This is a genomic window from Paraburkholderia mimosarum LMG 23256 = NBRC 106338 (assembly GCF_000739815.1).
Classification (GTDB): Bacteria; Pseudomonadota; Gammaproteobacteria; order Burkholderiales; family Burkholderiaceae; genus Paraburkholderia; species Paraburkholderia mimosarum.
The window spans coordinates 100240-117508 of record NZ_BBJJ01000004.1 but is presented as its reverse complement, the minus strand read 5'-3'; the positions used below and the strand labels follow the sequence as shown (position 1 = coordinate 117508).

At 64.3% G+C, this 17269-nt stretch carries 15 protein-coding genes; 10 read left to right on the top strand and 5 right to left on the bottom strand.

The window, feature by feature from the left end; genetic code table 11:
* Positions 1-286 precede the first annotated feature (286 nt).
* On the top strand, positions 287-1450 hold the full coding sequence (locus tag BMI01S_RS04635) for a porin (protein WP_028209771.1): 1164 nt from the start codon (positions 287-289) through the stop codon (positions 1448-1450).
* Positions 1451-1543: 93 nt separating this feature from the next.
* On the opposite strand, the gene BMI01S_RS04630 is transcribed toward BMI01S_RS04635, so the two are convergent.
* Positions 1544-1957 carry a DUF2917 domain-containing protein gene (locus BMI01S_RS04630; RefSeq protein WP_051381433.1) on the bottom strand — a complete coding sequence of 138 codons (414 nt, stop codon included), beginning with the start codon at positions 1955-1957 and terminating at the stop codon, positions 1544-1546.
* Between the two features lie 549 nt (positions 1958-2506).
* Between BMI01S_RS04630 and BMI01S_RS38760 the strand changes: the two genes are divergently transcribed.
* The 5 genes from BMI01S_RS38760 to BMI01S_RS38015 all read left to right on the top strand — a co-directional run bounded on the left by BMI01S_RS38760 (position 2507) and on the right by BMI01S_RS38015 (position 7050).
* Positions 2507-2779 carry a hypothetical protein gene (locus BMI01S_RS38760; protein ID WP_081723442.1) on the top strand — a complete coding sequence of 91 codons (273 nt, stop codon included), beginning with the start codon at positions 2507-2509 and terminating at the stop codon, positions 2777-2779.
* On the top strand, positions 2760-3488 hold the full coding sequence (locus tag BMI01S_RS04625; protein ID WP_028209769.1) for a GntR family transcriptional regulator: 729 nt from the start codon (positions 2760-2762) through the stop codon (positions 3486-3488). Before BMI01S_RS38760 ends, BMI01S_RS04625 begins: the two co-directional genes overlap by 20 nt.
* 470 nt (positions 3489-3958) lie before the next feature.
* Positions 3959-5206, top strand: a complete 1248-nt coding sequence (gene frc, locus BMI01S_RS04620; protein WP_028209768.1) for a formyl-CoA transferase — start codon at positions 3959-3961, stop codon at positions 5204-5206.
* A gap of 14 nt (positions 5207-5220) precedes the next feature.
* The gene (locus BMI01S_RS04615; RefSeq protein WP_028231324.1) at positions 5221-6033 is read left to right on the top strand and encodes a fumarylacetoacetate hydrolase family protein; all 813 of its coding nucleotides are present in this window, start codon (positions 5221-5223) and stop codon (positions 6031-6033) included.
* Positions 6034-6105: 72 nt separating this feature from the next.
* The gene (locus BMI01S_RS38015; RefSeq protein ID WP_028209766.1) at positions 6106-7050 is read left to right on the top strand and encodes a hypothetical protein; all 945 of its coding nucleotides are present in this window, start codon (positions 6106-6108) and stop codon (positions 7048-7050) included.
* Positions 7051-7209: 159 nt separating this feature from the next.
* On the opposite strand, the gene BMI01S_RS04605 is transcribed toward BMI01S_RS38015, so the two are convergent.
* On the bottom strand, positions 7210-8154 hold the full coding sequence (locus BMI01S_RS04605; protein ID WP_028209765.1) for a LysR family transcriptional regulator: 945 nt from the start codon (positions 8152-8154) through the stop codon (positions 7210-7212).
* Positions 8155-8522: 368 nt separating this feature from the next.
* Between BMI01S_RS04605 and oxlT the strand changes: the two genes are divergently transcribed.
* Both oxlT and BMI01S_RS04595 read left to right on the top strand, forming a co-directional pair.
* Positions 8523-9878 carry an oxalate/formate MFS antiporter gene (gene oxlT, locus BMI01S_RS04600; RefSeq protein WP_028231325.1) on the top strand — a complete coding sequence of 452 codons (1356 nt, stop codon included), beginning with the start codon at positions 8523-8525 and terminating at the stop codon, positions 9876-9878.
* Positions 9879-9898: 20 nt separating this feature from the next.
* Positions 9899-11005, top strand: coding sequence for a LysR family transcriptional regulator (locus BMI01S_RS04595; protein WP_081715818.1), 1107 nt, complete (start codon positions 9899-9901; stop codon positions 11003-11005).
* Positions 11006-11122: 117 nt separating this feature from the next.
* Here BMI01S_RS04595 and BMI01S_RS04590 read toward each other — a convergent pair whose 3' ends face one another.
* From BMI01S_RS04590 to gltS, 3 genes are all read right to left on the bottom strand, one after another.
* Positions 11123-12100: a 2-dehydropantoate 2-reductase gene (locus tag BMI01S_RS04590; protein ID WP_028209763.1), complete on the bottom strand. Its 978-nt coding sequence runs from the start codon at positions 12098-12100 to the stop codon at positions 11123-11125.
* 206 nt (positions 12101-12306) lie between these two features.
* Entirely contained in the window at positions 12307-12927 is a 621-nt protein-coding gene (locus BMI01S_RS04585) for a LysE family translocator (RefSeq protein WP_028209762.1), read from the bottom strand.
* An 84-nt stretch (positions 12928-13011) separates the two neighbouring features.
* Complete coding sequence (gene gltS / locus BMI01S_RS04580; protein WP_028231326.1) at positions 13012-14238, bottom strand: sodium/glutamate symporter; 1227 nt, start codon at positions 14236-14238, stop codon at positions 13012-13014.
* A 325-nt stretch (positions 14239-14563) separates the two neighbouring features.
* Between gltS and BMI01S_RS04575 the strand changes: the two genes are divergently transcribed.
* Positions 14564-15973: a DUF2252 domain-containing protein gene (locus BMI01S_RS04575; protein ID WP_028231327.1), complete on the top strand. Its 1410-nt coding sequence runs from the start codon at positions 14564-14566 to the stop codon at positions 15971-15973.
* A gap of 229 nt (positions 15974-16202) precedes the next feature.
* Positions 16203-17246: a transporter substrate-binding domain-containing protein gene (locus BMI01S_RS04570; RefSeq protein WP_244145276.1), complete on the top strand. Its 1044-nt coding sequence runs from the start codon at positions 16203-16205 to the stop codon at positions 17244-17246.
* The last annotated feature ends 23 nt before the right edge of the window (positions 17247-17269 follow it).

The window sequence follows — 17269 nt, the reverse complement described above, 5'->3', positions numbered from 1 at the left end:
AGTTAAGCTCAGCAAACGCATAGGTCTGCCCGCCGGTTGACGCCCCGATGCAATAAACCGATCTGGGTGCGGATGAGATTGAAGCCCTGCGTGACGGCGTTCTGCCAATCATGGCCCGCTCGATTGTTGCCGATTGTTTCCCTCAGGGCGATTCGGCAGTCGCACGAACTGGTTCGCAACGTCGTTGTTACCAAATCGAGACAGCTCATAGAATCCTTTTACAACCCTCGATGACCGAGTTAGTCTGCTTTGGTCGACAGTTGTTCTACTGCGCCAGGAGAATGACGTGAAAAGACTCGCCTTGGCTTCCCTTTCGCTGGCCACGCTCGGGGTTGCTGGCGTGGCTCAGGCACAGACCAGCGTCACGCTGTACGGCACCATCGACACATCCATCACCTACGTGAATCACGCCGAGGGCAGCAAGAATCTGTGGGCGCTCGGCAACAGCAGCTATGGAAATCTCTCCGGCTCCCGCTGGGGTTTGAAAGGCGCCGAAGACCTCGGCGGCGGCCTCAAGGCGATCTTCCAGCTGGAAAGCGGCTTCAATCCGTCTACGGGCGCGCTCGGGCAGGGCGGCAGGCTGTTCGGGCGTCAGGCGTACGTGGGCCTCACGGCGGCACAGTACGGCACACTCACGCTGGGCCGGCAGTATGACCCGCTCATCGACCTCGTTCAAGGCATTACGGCGGACAACTACTTTGGCTCCGTGTTCGCCACGGCCGGCGACGTCGACAACTACGACAACAGCTTTCGTGTGAACAACGCCGTCAAGTACACGACGCCCGTGTGGAGCGGCCTGCAGGTCGCCGCCATGTATTCGTTTGGCGGCATCGCGGGTTCGACGGGCGCGGAGCAGTCGTACTCGGCGGCGGTCAACTACACGAACGGTCCGCTCGCGCTGGCAGGCGGCTACTTCTATGCGGCGAACAGCCAGGCCACGAACGGCATCCGGACCGGCGGCTGGACGAGCACCTCGGACGGCACCTTCGACGGCCCGATCAACGCGGGCTACACCACGGCCCACTCGCTCGCCATCGCACGCGCGGCGGCGCAATACCAGTTCGGCCAGTTCACCTTCGGTCTCGGTTACAGCAATGCGCGCTACGCGCCGGACGGCAGTTCGGTGTTCCACGACACCCAGAAGTACAACACCGGCCAGGGGTTCATGAACTACCAGCTGAGCCCCGCGCTGCTGCTGGGAATCGGCTACAGCTATACGCACGCCAATGGCGACACGACGGCGAGTTATCACCAGGTCTCGCTCGGTGCCGACTACAGCCTTTCCAAGCGCACCGATCTCTACATGACGGCCGCGTGGCAGCACGCGAGCGGCGATACCGGCGATGGCCTGGGCGGCTCGATGCCGGCCGAGGCCTCGATCGGCTCCTATGGCTACTCGGGCACGTCCAATCAGACGATTGTGAACTTCGGGCTGCGGCACAAGTTCTGATCCAGCAACTGAGCTTGCGACGCCGGATGCGCCAGTCGGACGGCACATCCGGCGTTTTCACGTGCCTTGTCGCTTACGGTGCGTCGCCGTCACTCACGCCTTGCGCGGGCGCCGTAGCGTGAGCAGCGCAAGCCACGCCGCGAGGCGCTCCGTGCCGCGTCGCACGCCGGCGAACGGTGGCCGCCACGCACTCGTGAGCGTCACGCGCGCGGGCAAGGCGGCCTCCGTGCTGAGCCAGATGCGCTCGCCGCGCTCGAGCCTGAGCGTCTCGCCCGGTTTGAGCCAGTAATCGTAAGGCGAGCGGGCGCGCGTCACCCACACCGGGGCCACGTGAATGCGCAGCGTGGCCGATGCGGTCACGCGCCAGGTGAGCGTAAGCTGTGGCGGCACGGCGAAGTGAATCGATTGCGCGGGCAACGGGTCGTCGAAGAAGTCGATTGCGTCTGCAACGGGCTGTGCGGCGGCCTGCGGATCGGACTGAAAAGCGGGCGGAAAAGCGCTATCCATCGTTTTCTCCAGTTTTGGAGCCGACAAACGGAGCGCTGCCACCCTGAAAAACAAAAAGCCCCGTCGATGCCGGCGGGGCTTGTGATTTGCGTGACGACAGACTGCTAGTACGCACACCCTCCCCATGGATGACCCGTTCGGGTTTTCCACGGATGATTCATCGTGTTTGCGATGACGAAGAGGCGGGAGGCGGTGTGCATGGGTCGAGTGTGCGGGGCGCCCGTCTGCTCTGTCAACCGGAAATGCTCACATGGCCGTGCAGTCGGAGTTCCTGTTGCGCGCGCGTCTCGTTTGACCTTCGCCATCATATGATCGTGCCCTCCGAAGTCATATGCCCTTGCCGCAGGTACCCAATTCTCTCTAGCATTAGGTATTAGCAGGCGAAATCCGGCTCGGTCATGTTGCCAAGTGAGGGGGCGGGCGCCGACGACGTGCCGAAGTGTTGTGTGGAAACGACTGTATCTGATATATCACATACAGAATTTTGACTTTTGTCGCGATGCAACATACCATTGAGTTATTCGATTACTCAATCATGCGGAGCTTCAAATGGATTTCGTTTCTCTCGCACTCTTCGGTGCAGCGGTCGTGGGTCTGGGCGCTGCCGCTACTGTCATGATCGCCAGATGGCTGCCACAGGCCGCTATCGAGCAGGCTGCGCAGCACGGCCGCTTTGCCGGTTTGGGGGAGGCGCCGCGTGGAAAGCCGGCGAATCGAGGTCGATTCGGAGCGCGATATGGATGGCAGTTCGGAGCACAATTCGGTTCGCGCATCCGTCCGCAGGTCGGGAAAGAGGGAATCAATGTCGTCAGAACAAACTGAAGCTGTAGCAACCCGGGAAGCGGCGCCGCTCAAGCTGGCGCTGCAGCCCATCAACGCAACGCTGAGCCTGCGTGATCAGGCGTATGCCATGCTCCGCCAGGCCATTGCCGACGCCGACATCTACCAGTCGCGCGAGGAAATCCGCCTCGACGAGCGCGTACTGAGCGAATCGCTCGGCGTGAGCCGCACGCCGGTGCGCGAGGCCATGACGCTGCTCGAACAGGAAGGCTTCCTGCGCATGGTGCCGCGCCGTGGCATCTATATCGTGCGCAAGAGCAAGCGCGAGATCGTCGAGATGATCCAGATGTGGGCGGCGCTCGAAAGCATGGCCGCGCGTCTCGCCACATTGCATGCCACCGATGAAGAAATCGCGCGGCTGCGCCACATGTTCGACGACTTTCGTGACAGCACGCCTGCGGAGCACATCGCCGAATATTCGGACGCCAACATCGCGTTCCACCAGGCGATCGTCGAACTTTCCAAGTCGCAGATCATTCTGGACACGATCAAGAACATCTTCGTCCACGTGCGTGCGATTCGCCGCATGACGATTTCGCAGAGCGACCGGGCTTCACGCTCAATCGTCGATCACTTGCGCATTATCGAGGCGCTGGAAAAGCGCGATACCGAACTGGCGGAAAAGCTCGTACGCCAGCACTCGCTCGATCTTGCAGCCTATGTGGAGAAGAACTGCGATTTCCTTGATTGAGGCAGGCTGTGCCTGCTTCTTCGATCGCGTCGATCGCGTCGATGACGTCGATCAGCGCGCAACGGGAGACTGAAGGTCTCCCGTTTTCCGTTTACGGCCTTGGCGCATGAACCGCGAGGTTGACCGGCTTTATGTGCATCAATCTTGGGCAAGCGGTGACCCATCCGGCCCTTGACGGCCATTCTTCATGCTGTATCTCGGAAATCAGCATTGCCGTGCCCTCGTGGTTTTCCCTTGTGTGCAGTGCATCAAACTCGCTGGGCTCTCGCCGAACCCAAAGCGCGATAAGCCTCCGACGCTAGCCTGGTGGATTCCCGACGAGCAAATTGCCTCTTGCTTCGTTCTGATATATCACATACCGTATTGCTCAAGGACGCAGATGTCGCGCCATCGCGCGAAATGCCTCTGCCCACGCAACCCCATCGATTTTCGAAACTCGCCCGGCCACGGTTAAAACAAGGAGACATGACATGGGCAAGGCATTGAACGGCGTGCGCATCCTCGATTTCACGCACGTGCAGTCAGGACCCACCTGCACGCAGCTGCTCGCCTGGTTCGGCGCAGATGTGATCAAGGTGGAGCGCGCAGGCGCCGGCGACATCACACGCGAGCAGTTGCGCGACCTGCCGGACGCGGACAGCCTCTATTTCACGATGCTCAACGGCAACAAGCGCTCGCTCACGCTCGACACGAAGAACCCGGAGGGCAAGCGCGTGCTGGAGCGGCTCATTCGCGACTGCGACGTGCTGGTGGAGAACTTCGCACCGGGCGCGCTCGAGCGCATGGGTTTCAGCTGGGAACGCATACAGACGCTGAATCCGCGCATGATCGTCGCCTCGGTGAAGGGCTTCGGCCCTGGTCCCTATGAGGCCTGCAAGGTCTACGAGAACGTCGCGCAGTGCGTGGGCGGGGCGGCATCGACGACGGGCTTCGACGATGGCCCGCCCGTGGTGTCCGGCGCGCAGATCGGCGACAGCGGGACGGGCCTGCATCTCGCACTCGGCATCGTCACCGCGCTCTATCAGCGCACGCACACGGGGCGCGGCCAGAAGGTGCTCGCGGCCATGCAGGACGGCGTGCTCAACCTTTGCCGCGTGAAGCTGCGCGATCAGCAGCGGCTCGAGCGCACCGGCGTCATGAAGGAGTACCCGCAGTATCCCAACGACGGTTTCGGCGAAGCCGTCCCGCGCGCCGGCAACGCGTCGGGCGGCGGCCAGCCGGGCTGGATCCTCAAGTGCAAGGGCTGGGAGACGGATCCGAACGCCTACATCTATTTCATCGCGCAGGCGCCCGTATGGGATCGCATCTGCAAGCTGATCGGGCGCGAAGAGTGGATCGACGATCCCGACTACGCCACCCCGAACGCGCGCCTGCCGCGCCTGAAGGCGATCTTCGAGGAGATCGAGCACTGGACCATGCACCGCACGAAATTCGAGGCAATGGCCGTGCTCAATCGTTACGACATTCCATGTGGCCCGATTCTCTCGATGAAGGAGATCGCCGCCGACGAATCGCTGCGCGCGAGCGGCACGATCGTCGAAGTGGATCATCCGGTCCGCGGCAAGTACCTCACGGTGGGCAACCCGATCAAGCTCTCGGACAGCCCGACCGAAGTCACGCGTTCGCCGATGCTCGGCGAGCACACCGACGAGGTGCTGGCCGAATTCGGCTACACGAACGACGAGATCCACGCGCTGCGGGCTTCGGGCGCGATTTGAAAAGGGAGCGAAGCATGGAAACGTGGATGCGTTTGATGGCGAGCGACGGCAGCATCGTGTTCGGTCGCGTCGAGAACGGTTACCTGCACGAATACGAAGGACTCGATCAGCCGGTGCCGACTGGCGCGGTGCTCTCGCTGCGTGCGCTCACGCCGCTCGCGCCGTGTGCGCCCGGCAAGGTGATCGCGCTCTGGAACAATTTTCACGCGCTCGCCGCGAAGCTGGAAAAGCCGGTGCCATCGCATCCGCTATTCCTCATCAAGCCGGCTGCATCGGTGATCGGTTCCGCGGAATCGATTCGGCGTCCTGCCCACTATGCGGGAAAGATCGTCTTCGAAGGCGAGCTTGGCATCGTGATCGGCAAGCGCTGTCGCGACGTAAGCGTGAAGGAAGCCGAGGCGGCGATCTTCGGCTACACGATCGTCAACGACGTGACGGCCGCCGGCCTCATCACCGAGAATCCGCACTTCCCGCAATGGTGCCGCGCCAAAGGTTTCGATACATTCTGTTGTCTGGGACCGGCGATCGTTTCGGGGTTCGCCTGGCAGCGCGCTCGCGTCGTCACGCGGCTCGATGGCGTGGAGCGGCAGAATTATCCGCTCGACGACATGGTGTTTTCGCCGGCGCAACAGGTGAGCCTCATCTCGCAGGATCTGACGCTCGAACCGGGCGACGTCATCGCGTGCGGTACTTCGCTCGGCGTAGGCTCGATCGTTGATGGCGCAACCGTCGATGTCACGATCGAAGGAATCGGCACGTTGAGCAACACACTGGCTGCCACGTGCGTTGAGGACGAGCCGCTGATCACTGCGCATGGCGTCGCCTGATTGCATTACTCGAGTGTCGACTGAAGGCATGAACGAAAGACGCGCGGCGGACATGCCGCGCGAGGAGGAGAGATGCCGGTGCAACTGGCTGGCGACCTGGCGTGGCTAGGCGCTGGCGTGCTGTTCGCATGGTTCGGCTGCGCATTCGCGCAACTGGCGGCGCTTGCGCCGGTGCGCTCGCGTCGCGTGCGAGCCCTGCCTCGCTGCGTCGATCGCGCTGGAGCGTCGCACAAGCATCGGCTTGCTCCCTCGATTTCGATCGCGCTGCTGCTGACCGTACCGTTCGGCGTGCTGGCCGCCTGCTGGACCCATGCGGCCGATGCAACCGTGGCTGTCGAAGCCGGCGTGCTGGGCGGATTTTCCCTTGCACGCAGCCGTGACCTCACGCGGCGCGTGTGGATCGTGGCGCTGCTGGGCGGCTTATCGGGCGCGAGCGTCTTGATCGGCGTCTTCGCTGGCCTGGTATTGCAGCCTGAGCGCAGTCCGTACGAACGCGTTGCGCTGTTCGTCGCCGTGGCGATTGGCGCGCTGCTGGCCGGTGGGGCGCTGAACCTGTCACGACGCGGCAAGCTGGGCAGGCATGTGCCGCCCGGCCTTGGCGACCGCGCCATGCTGAGCCTCGCGTTGCTGCTGGGCGTTGCGCTCGGCTGCGGGTTCGTGCGCGCGCGCATTTCCGCCGAGTTCGAGATTTCGGTGCTGGTCGCGGCGAGCGTACTTTACGCGGCGCTGGGCGCGCGGCTCATGAGCGGCGCGAGCCGGCAGCGGCTCGCGCGTCCTGGCGCAGCCGCCGTGACGCCGCGGGAGCGCTTCAGTGCGATGTTCAACGCGAGTTTTGCGGGTGTCCCGGACGAACTGCTCGTCGCGGCCTGCGGCGGCGGCGCGTTCGAGCCCGCGTGGCTGGCCGCGGGCGACGCGCCGCACGGCGGCGGCCGCGCGTCTCATCACGCATCGCGGGACTTGCCCAGGCGACGGCGCAGCCGTGGCGGCACGCTGCGCCAGCGACAAGGGCCGCACTGACGCCCGCAACCCATACCGCGCCGTGACCAATGAAAAGGCGGCGCCCCGAGACGCTCTGGCGACAGCGGCACACGCCGGAACGCGCAAGAGCCGCTATTGCCGGCGATTTGGCGCGAAGGATTAGCGTTGCCTGAAGGTTTCTAGCGAAACCATAAAACCTTACTTATGCAAGCTCGCTTCTGACACTCTTGTAATGTTCTCGATGAGCTGTGCGCCTTCCTCCATGAGGAAGCGTTTGAACGCGAGCGCGACGGGTGGCAGGCGCTTGTTCTTGCGGTGCACGACGTACCAGTTGAGCATGACCGGGAAGCCTTCGACATCGAGCACCGTGAGGTGACCGACCTGCAGTTCGAGGCTGATGGTGTGCGCCGATAGAAAGGCGATCCCCATGCCCGCGATCACGGCCTGCTTGATCGTTTCGGTGCTCTGGATCTCCATGGCGATCTTGAGGTTCGTGATCTTGCCCGCGAAGCCTTCTTCCATCGAATTCCAGGTGTCCGAGCCGCGCTCGCGCACGATGAACGCCTCGTTGGCGAGCGTGCTGAGCTTGATGCCGCGCTTGTTCGCGAGCGGATGCGTAGGCGCCGCGACGATCACGTACGGATGCGGTGCGAACGGCTCGTTGATGGCGTCAGTCGCGTGCGGGGGACGCACCATGACGGCGAGATCCGTCTGGTTGGTGGCGAGCTGCTGGAGCAGCTGCTCGCGATTGTGCACGGAGAGATTGAGCGCGACGCCCTTGTACCGGCGCGTGAATTCGGCGAGCAAGCGAGGAAAGAAGTAGTCGCCGGCGCTAATGACGGCGACGTTGAGCTTGCCGCCCGACACGCCTTTTAGCTGGCTCATCGCCTCGTCGACTTCGTGGAACTGCTGCATGATCGCGCGGCTGTAGTGGAGCATTTCCGTGCCCGCCGGCGTGAGATAGATCTTCTTGCCGAGCTGCTCGAAAAGCGGCAAGCCAGCATGGTCTTCGAGCTGCCTGACCTGCGTGGAAACGGCCGGTTGCGTGAGGTGCAGCTCTTCCGCCGCACGCGAAAAACTGAGGTGACGCGCCACGGTCTCGAAGACCTTGAGCTGGCGCAGCGTGGCGTTTCGCATCGTCATGGCCGAACCATAAAGAAAACTGAATGCACATAATAACAAACTTTAATTGTGAGTAATTCAGCAATCACCCTAGCATGAGTTGAAAGGCGTCCGAATGCCGGGCAACGCGTTGGGAGAGGTTGGGGTTAACGCTCGGAAGTCCGGTTACATAAGGGACAACGCGTAGAAAAGGCCTTTTTTCATGATGTTTCAGGGACATGTCGTATGGTCGGGTGAATGAGGGCTGCCGAATTGGCATTTGGATTGTTTCATTCATTCCGATGAATAAAACGCAGTGCAGCGAAGCCCAAAGATAAAACGATAAGTCTTGATTTATGCAGACCCGTAATCATGCAGGCTGCAATGAATAGATAGTGGAGACAAGCGAGATGAGTGCAATCAGTCAGAGGAGCGAGAGCGGTCCGTTCTGGACGAACCGCTGGTTTCAGTTGGTCGTGGGCATGCTATGCATGGCGCTCGTTGCCAATCTGCAGTACGCATGGACGCTGTTCGTCGCCCCGATGAACTCGCGGCATCATTGGGGCCAGGCCGAGATTCAACTGGCGTTCTCGATCTTCATTCTGACTGAGACGTGGCTCGTGCCGGTCGAAGGCTGGCTAGTCGACAAGTTCGGCCCCCGTCCAGTCGTGGCGGGCGGTGCGGTTTGCGCGGGCCTCGCATGGGTCATCAACTCGTACGTCACGACGCTGCCGATGCTCTACGTTTCGGCGGTGATCGCCGGCATCGGCGCGGGCGGCGTGTACGGCACCTGCGTGGGCAACGCGCTCAAGTGGTTCCCGGACCGCCGCGGCCTTGCCGCGGGCCTCACGGCCGCCGGGTTCGGCGCCGGCGCCGCCGTGACCGTGATCCCCATTGCGAACATGATCACGCGCTCCGGCTACGAGCACACGTTCTTCTTCTTCGGTGTGCTCCAGGGCGTATCGATTCTCGTGCTGTCGTTCCTGCTCGTGAAGCCCTCGCCGCGCCCCTTCGCCGCGGCTGGCCGCCGTCTCGTTTCGCGCGTCGACTACACGCCGGGGCAGATGGTCAAGCAGCCGGTGTTCTGGCTGATCTACGTCTGCTTCGTTGCGGTTGCCGCTGGCGGCCTCATGGCAACGGCGCAGATCGGGCCCATCGCGAAGGACTGGGGCCTCGCGCGCATTCCGATGACGGTGTTCGGCATGACGCTGCCGCTGCTCACGCTCACGCTCTCGATCGACAACATCTGCAACGGCTTCACGCGTCCGCTTTGCGGCTTCATCTCCGACAAGATCGGCCGCGAAAACGCGATGTTCCTGATCTTCGTGGGCGAGGGGCTCGCGCTGCTCGGCATGATGCAGTTCGGCACCAACCCGTATGCGTTCATGACGTTCGCCGCGCTCATCTTCCTGTTCTGGGGTGAGATTTTCTCGATCTTCCCGGCCATCTGCGCGGACACTTTCGGCAGCAAGTACGCCGCGTCGAACGCCGGCACGCTGTACACCGCAAAGGGCACCGCGGCGCTGCTCGTGCCGGTGGCCTCCGTGCTCTCCGCCACGGGTGGCTGGAGCGCCGTGTTCATCGCGGCCGCGGTCATCACGATCGCGGCGGGCGTGAGCGCCAAGTTCATCCTCGCGCCGATGCGCAAGCGCCTGATCGAGCAAAGCAGCGGCGTGACCAGCGAAGCGGGCAACGAGCCCTCCGCGACGCTGGCTGCCAATACGGGCGCAGGTCTGCAGCCCTGGTCCAGCCAAAGCGGCGAATGAGGCTCGTCCGCGCCATGTCGATGAACGTCTCCCTCCAGCAACTCAAGGTGTTCGTTGCGGTGGCGCGGGCGCGCAGCTTTACGCGAGCCGCGCGCGAGTTCGGGCTCACGCAGTCGGCTGTGAGCCGCTGCGTGCGCGAACTGGAAGAGGCGATCGAGCTCAAGCTCTTTGATCGCACCACGCGCCAGGTGGAACTCACGGTCGCGGGCAGCGGCTTCGAGCGGCGCATCGGCCGCCTGCTCGACGAGATCGACATGGCGCTCAGCGAGGGCCGCGACGCGCACCAGGCGCACAGTGGCGTCGTGCTCGTGGCGAGCAACCCGGTGCTTTCGTCGACCTGGGTGCCCGCGGCGCTCGCGCGCTGTCAGGCCGCCTTTCCATCGCTCACGCTGCAATTGCAGGACTTGCCGCAGGCAGCCGTGCTGCAGGCGGTCGAGCAGGGCGAAGCCGACTTCGGCGTGATCGCGGAATGCGTGCCGTTCGCGAGCGGCAGTCTCGATGTGCAGCCGCTCTCGGCCACGCCGCTTTGCGCGTTGTTGCCGGCGCATCATCCGCTCGCGCTGCAAGGTGCGTTGCGCTGGGACGACCTCGCGCGCGAACCGCTCGTCACGCTCAATCGCGACGCGGGTTGCCGTGGTGCCGTGATGCGCGCGCTCGACGGCCTGCGGCCCGAAGGCAGACCGTTGCAGGAGTTCGCGCATGTGGCGGGCGTGGCGCGCATGGCGCAGCTCGGCATGGGCATCGGCGTACTGCCGGTATGCGTCGAGGGCGCGCGCGTCGCGTGCCATTGGCCCGCGCCGGCGGGGCCGCTCGTCGCGCGCTTGCTGCATCCCGTCGTGAACGTGACGACGATGCTCGTGCGCCGTCGGCATCGTTCGCTTCGGCCGTGCGCTCAGGCCGCCTGGTCGCAATTCATGGCGGACGGCTCAGTCCAGGATGCCTCAGTACGGGAAGGCTGGGTTGCGGATGCATCGCACGCGTCGTCTTCGGACACGGAAGCCGTGGAAACGTTGATCGACGGCTCGCCCGCACGCGGCGCGAATGGCGCGCCGATGCGCGTGGCCTTGCGCGGCCCCGATGCGCCGCCGCCGCTTCAGGTCACCCTCACGCACGCCCGCATCGAATAGCGCGGTTCCTGCTCTTCCAACGCAAAACGGATCGTTCATGACGATCCGTTTTGCTTTTTCCGGCACCAGCAGCAGTGCAAAAGAAGGGCGGCGCAAGCGCCGCCCGTTCTCTGTCGCTCACGCGGCCTGCATCGCCATGCGTTCGCGCTGCTTCACGAGTGCGAGCACCGTGTCGATGGTCGGCGTCGGCTCCCCTACCAGCCTGCCCATCTCCTGAACTACGGTGAGCAGGGGATCGATTTCCATCGGCCGGCCGGTTTCGAGGTCGACGAGCATCGAGGTCTTGTGCGCGCCCACTGCGCCCGCGCCGTCGATGCGACGCTCCACGTCCACCCGGAAGTTCACGCCGAACTGCTCGGCAATGCGCTTGCCTTCGAGCATCATCGTGCGGGCGACGGCGCGCGTGGCCGGGTCGCTGGTGATGACGTCGAGCGTGGCATGCGTGAGCGCGCTGATCGGATTGAAGCAGAGATTGCCCCACAGCTTGAGCCAGATTTCATCGCGGATGTTTTCGCGGATCGGCGCGTCGAAGCCTGCGGCCTGCATGATTTCGTGCAGCGCGACGATGCGCGGCGTGCGCTCGCCCGAGGGCTCGCCAATGGGAAACTTCTTGCCGTATACATGGCGGATCACGCCGGGCGCCTCGATTTCGGCGGCCGGATAGAGCACACAGCCGATCGCGCGCTCGGGCGTGAGGCGGGTCCATTGCGAGCCGTCCGGGTCGATGCTTTCGAGCCGGGTGCCCGCAAACTTGCCGCCATGCTGGTAGAAATACCAGTAGGGAATGCCGTTGGTGCCCGTAACGATCGCGGTGTGCTTGCCGATCAGCGGCTGCATCGCGTCGATCACGCCCGCCACCGAATGCGCCTTGAGCGTGACGATCACGACGTCCTGCACGCCCAGCTCGCGCGCATCGGAGGTGCAGCGCACGTTTGCCACGTACTCCTCACCATCCATCAGAAGTCGTGCGCCGTTCTCGCGCATGGCCGCCAGATGCGGGCCGCGTGCAATGAAGCTCACGTCGGCGCCCGCGCGCGCGAGTTGCACGCCCATCATGCCTCCGATCGCGCCCGCTCCAAAAATGCAGATCTTCATGTTGAAACCCCAATGACGTTGAAAACCGCGTGTCCGGTGCAGCGTTTTTTCACGACGCGTCGCGAGCATTTGGGAAAAGCTTCCCGCTCGCCGCGACGCCGGACGATGGTTTGAGCATAGGGGCTGCCGTCGATTAACGACAGTTAAACTTTCTCGCGAAAATCATCAGCGACAGTTTATGGATGAGCGGACGCGCGACAGGATGTTCAGGCGCGCCGCACGAGCAGAAAGCTCACGCCGATCACGCCCAGAAACGCACCGCAAGTGCGATTGAACCAGCGGCGCACCGTGGCGCGCGTGAGCCAGCGGCCGAGGTACATGCCCGCGAGCGAGTACAGGGCGATGGCCACGCATTCGAGCACGAGAAAGCTTGCACCCAGCACGCCGAATTGCGGCGCAATGGGCTTCGCGACGTCGACGAATTGCGGCAGGAAGGCCGTGAAAACCAGAATCGCCTTGGGGTTGCCCGCCGCCACGAGGCATTCGCGCCACGCGAGGCGCGCGAGCGAGGCGTCGCCTTCCAGGCCCTCGCCGATGGGGTTGGCGTCGCTGCGCCAGAGCTGCACTGCGAGCCACACGAGGTAGGCCGCGCCCGCGAGCTTGATGGCGAGGAAGATCGCCTCGGAAGCGCGCAGTACCACGGCGAGGCCCGTGGCCGCGAGCGCGATCATGGCGGCGAACGCAACGAGCCGGCCAGCGCCGCCAGCGAACGCGCGCAAAAACCCGTGGCGCGCGGCCACGTTGATGGACAGCAGGTTGTTGGGTCCCGGCGCCATGTTCAGTGCGAAGCAGGCGGGCAGGAAAAATAACCAGGCGGTGAGGGACATGATGACGCTCGCAGATTGGGCGCAGTGCAAGGCGCGCCGTGAATCGGACAATTCTAGCGCGCCTCGCGCGTCGCGCTGCGCCGCTCAATGGAAAAGCGGTAGCGCGAGAAAGAGCTTGATGGTGATGGCGTTGGCGATGTCGATGAAGAAGGCGGCCACCATCGGCACCACGAGAAACGCGAGGTGCGAATGGCCAAAACGTGCCGTGACGGCCTGCATGTTTGCAATCGCCGTGGGCGTCGCGCCGAGGCCGAAACCGCAGTGGCCCGCCGCCAGCACGACGGCGTCGTAGTTCGCGCCCATCACGCGGAACGTCACGAACACCGCGTAGACGACCATGAGCAGCGTTTGCGCGGCGAGTATCGTGAAGACGGGCAGCGCGAGCGCGGCAAGGTCCCACAGGCGCAGCGTCATGAGCGCCATGGCGAGAAAGAGCGCGAGACTCACGTTGCCGATCAGCGCGACGGCATGCCCGGCCACCGGGCGTCCCACGAGCGCTAGTGCGTTGGCGAGCAGCACAGCCACGAACAACACGCATACGAAAGCGGGTAACTCGAACGCTGTGCCCGCGATCAGTCCGGAAAGCGCGTCGCCCCCCGCGAGGCTGATGGCGATGAGCGTGAGCGTTTCGATGAACGCGCCCGGCGTGGTCGGCTGTTCGGCCTTCGGTTCTTCGAAAGCATACGGGTCGGGCGCCGTTGCGCTAGTCGCGCTGGTCGCGCTCGTTGCGTTCGCGGCATCTGCCCCCGTGCCGATGCGTTTCATGAGGTGTTGCGCAACGGGGCCCCCAAGAATGCCGCCCATGACCAGCCCGAACGTTGCGCAGGCAATGGCCGCTTCGGTGGCGGACTGCAGCCCGTGATGCTCGGTGAACACCGCGCCCCACGCGGCGCCCGTGCCGTGTCCGCCCGCGAGCGACACCGAGCCGCCCAGCAGCCCGTATAGCGGATCGACGCCGAACGCCAGGGCGAGCACGATCCCCAGCGCGTTTTGCAGCACGAGCAGCGCGACCACCACGGCGAGAAATCGCGCGAGGACAGGTCCGCCGTGTTTCAGGTTGGCGAGGTTCGGATTGAGGCCGATGGTGGCGAAGAACGCTTGCATGAGCGGCGCCTGCAGCGAGGTGTCGAAAACCACGTCTCTGTGCGCGAAGCTGTGCAGCGCGAAGACGATCAGCGCGGCGACGATGCCGCCCGCCACGGGCTCCGGTATCGTCCATTTGCGCAGAAGCGGCACCGCGGCGACGAGCCATTGGCCAACCAGCAGCACGAGCGACGCGACGACGAGCGTTGAGTAGACGTTGACGTTCATATCCGAACCTTCATTCGAGGGCTCATGCGTGGTCTCTCCGGACAGCGGGACTGCTGCATCGCCGCAAGAGGACAAAACCTGCAGATAGCAGGGACGTATCCCAGGCACGGTACAGGAGCCGCGTGCCCGGTGCGTGCTTCGTGCGCAATCGCGGCGGCGCCGGCCGCCTGGCTTGCACGAAACAGGGCCGCACGCTTAAATACGCAGGCGGCGAAACGCACTGCGTGCGAGCCCGCCGCTCATGCAGGACGAATACGCTTCGCATCGCCTGCATTTCGCACTGTCGCCACGATGCCGCGAGACCGCACAAGAACCGGAGAAGGTCATGAATGGGAGCACCGTTGCTGAACGCGAGGCGGCCGGGCGTGCCGCGCGCGAGCGCTCGAAACGTTCGAGCCACAAGGAGACCGGCGACATCCGGCGCGATCCGCTCGAGCTGTTGCGCTCGAACAGCGAGGGCCGCGTGCCCAATCTCGTGCAATTGCGCTATGGGCGCATGATCGTTTCGCCCTTCACGTTCTTTCGCGGCAGCGCGATTTTGCAGGCGCACGATCTGGCGGGCGTGCCCCATACCGGCATGACGATGGAGATCTGCGGCGACGCGCACTTGCTGAACTTCGGCGCCTTCGCCACGCCCGAGCGCCAGCTCGTGTTCGATCTCAACGACTTCGACGAAGTCGCGCCCGGCCCGTGGGAGTGGGACGTGAAGCGCCTCGTGGCGAGCTTCGTGGTGGCGGCGCGGCACATGCGCTATTCGCGTGGCGTGGCCGAGGAACTCGTGATGACGGCCGTGACCAGTTATCGCGACCGCCTGCGCCACTACGCCGAGTACGGCGCGCTCGATCTCTGGTACGACAAGATTACCTTCGACCGCATGGTCGAAACGGCGCTCACGCCAGAAGGCCGCCGCCTGATCCGGCGCGGCATGGAGAAGGCCGCGAGCCGCACGCACGAAAACCTGCTCGAAAAGCTCGCGGAGCGCGACGGCGATCACTGGACGATCCGCGACGCGCCGCCCGCGCTCTTTCACGTGCATGGCGCGAACACGCTGTTCGAACCCGAAGACGACTGGTTCATGCTGGGCGACTGGCGCAAGCTGATCGAGCCAATGTATGCGCAATACGCGAATACACTCGCGCCCGACCGGCGCGAACTGCTCGATCACTTCGCCGTTCAGGATCTCGTGTTCAAGGTGGTGGGCGTGGGCAGCGTGGGCACGCGCTGCCTCGTGATGCTGCTCGTCGATCATCACGACAAGCCGCTCTTCCTGCAGGTGAAGGAGGCCAGGCGATCAGTCGTTTCGCAGTACTTCAAATCGCATTCGCCGAAGCACGAAGGCGCGCGCGTGGTGCACGGTCAGCGGCTCCTTCAGGCCGCGAGCGACATCTTCCTTGGCTGGACCACGGGGCCTTCGGGCCGCAACTTCTATGTGCGCCAGTTGCGCGACATGAAGCTTTCAGTCGATCTGCAGTTGCTCGACAGCGCGCTGCTCGTCGGCTATGCGCGTCTGTGCGGATGGGCGCTCGCGCGCGCGCATGCGAAGTCGGGCAGGGCGGCCATCGAGATCTCTTCGTACATCGGCCGCAACGACCAGTTCGCGGAGGCGCTCACGGGCTACGCGTTTGCCTACGCAGACCAGGTGGAGCGCGATTACGACGCGTTCGTCAAGGCGGCGCGCAGCGGCGCGATCGTCGCGCGCAGCGACGACGATATGGCGGCCGACTTCCGTATTTGAGGGCAGCTCGCAAGCGATTTTCTTGCGTTTTTTCTTCCGCCGCGCTGGCGTCTTTCGCTCATGCGTCTCATTGCGTTCCGCGTCATATCGAAGTCTTTCACGCGATCGTGCGCAGCGGCTCGCGCGACGAAGCGGCGACTTGCCGCGGGCCGCCGGTACAATCGCGCGTGGGGGAGCGTCGCCATGAGCGCGTCGCTTCGCGAGAACTAAAGATCCGGGGGAAACTCTGTTGAAGAGCGAGTTGATGCGCGAGGCCCGGTCGACCGGCATCGCCACATGGCTGCGTGGCCGTGCGCGTCGCGGCAGTACCGCCCGCGCGCGGTCGGCCACCGTCTTCAGCGCGGTTGCCAGCGCGTGCGCGCTGACGGCCGCGGGCGCCGCCAGCGCCGACGAACTGGAAAGCGCCACACTGCGCAAGATTCGCGACACCGGGACGATCGTCATTGGCGTGCGCGAGGCCGCCGTGCCGTTCTCCTACATGGCGGACGGCGAACACGCAACGGGCTACTCGTACGAAATCGCCCAGCGCATCGCGGCAAACGTGCGCGAGACGCTCAAGCTTCCCGCGCTGCGGGTGCGCGAAGTGGTCGTCACGCCGCAGAACCGCATTGCGCTCGTGCAGAACGGCACCGTCGATCTCGAATGCAGCACCACGACCCATACGCGCGAGCGCGAAAACGACGTGGCGTTTTCGAACAGCATTTTCGTGTACGGCGTGCGCATGCTCGTGAAGCGCGATTCGCCGGTCAAGGACTTCGGCGATCTCGCGGGCCGCACCGTGGTCACGACCGCGGGCACCTCGGAAGAGCGGCTGCTGCGCCGCTGGAACGTGGAGCGCGCGATGGACATGCGGATCGTCGTCGCGAAGAGCCATGCCGATTCGGTCGAAGCGGTGCGCTCGGGCCGCGCCGTTGCCTTCGTGATGGACGAGCCGCTGCTGTACGCTTCGCTCGCGACCGGCTATGTGGCGAACGATACGCCTGGCGAGCCGGTGACGCGCGCGCGCAATGCGGACGACGCGCGCGCGCTCGCGGTCGTCGGCAGCCCGGCCCGGTCCGAGGTGTACGGCTGCATGTTCCGGCGCGGCGACGGCGCGTTCAAGCGCATCGCCGATAGCACGATCGCACAGATGGAGCGCTCGGGCGAGGCGCTCGCGCTCTACCGGCGCTGGTTCGAGTCGCCGATTCCGCCGGCGGGCGTGAACCTCGACTATCCGATGTCTGAGCAGATGAAGGCGCTTTTCGCGCATCCCAACGACGAGCCGCTCGATTGAAGGCCCAACCGAAAGAGGCAACG

Bases quoted from the DNA above. Each gene is read 5' to 3' on its own strand.
- BMI01S_RS04585 (WP_028209762.1), bottom strand. From the start codon at position 12,927: ATGTCCCTCACCGCCTGGTTATTTTTCCTGCCCGCCTGCTTCGCACTG.
- BMI01S_RS38015 (WP_028209766.1), top strand. From the start codon at position 6,106: ATGCCGGTGCAACTGGCTGGCGACCTGGCGTGGCTAGGCGCTGGCGTG.
- oxlT (WP_028231325.1), top strand. From the start codon at position 8,523: ATGAGTGCAATCAGTCAGAGGAGCGAGAGCGGTCCGTTCTGGACGAAC.
- BMI01S_RS04615 (WP_028231324.1), top strand. From the start codon at position 5,221: ATGGAAACGTGGATGCGTTTGATGGCGAGCGACGGCAGCATCGTGTTC.
- frc (WP_028209768.1), top strand. From the start codon at position 3,959: ATGGGCAAGGCATTGAACGGCGTGCGCATCCTCGATTTCACGCACGTG.
- BMI01S_RS04625 (WP_028209769.1), top strand. From the start codon at position 2,760: ATGTCGTCAGAACAAACTGAAGCTGTAGCAACCCGGGAAGCGGCGCCG.
- BMI01S_RS04590 (WP_028209763.1), bottom strand. From the start codon at position 12,100: ATGAAGATCTGCATTTTTGGAGCGGGCGCGATCGGAGGCATGATGGGC.
- BMI01S_RS04575 (WP_028231327.1), top strand. From the start codon at position 14,564: ATGAATGGGAGCACCGTTGCTGAACGCGAGGCGGCCGGGCGTGCCGCG.
- BMI01S_RS04595 (WP_081715818.1), top strand. From the start codon at position 9,899: ATGAACGTCTCCCTCCAGCAACTCAAGGTGTTCGTTGCGGTGGCGCGG.
- gltS (WP_028231326.1), bottom strand. From the start codon at position 14,238: ATGAACGTCAACGTCTACTCAACGCTCGTCGTCGCGTCGCTCGTGCTG.
- BMI01S_RS38760 (WP_081723442.1), top strand. From the start codon at position 2,507: ATGGATTTCGTTTCTCTCGCACTCTTCGGTGCAGCGGTCGTGGGTCTG.
- BMI01S_RS04630 (WP_051381433.1), bottom strand. From the start codon at position 1,957: ATGGATAGCGCTTTTCCGCCCGCTTTTCAGTCCGATCCGCAGGCCGCC.
- BMI01S_RS04605 (WP_028209765.1), bottom strand. From the start codon at position 8,154: ATGACGATGCGAAACGCCACGCTGCGCCAGCTCAAGGTCTTCGAGACC.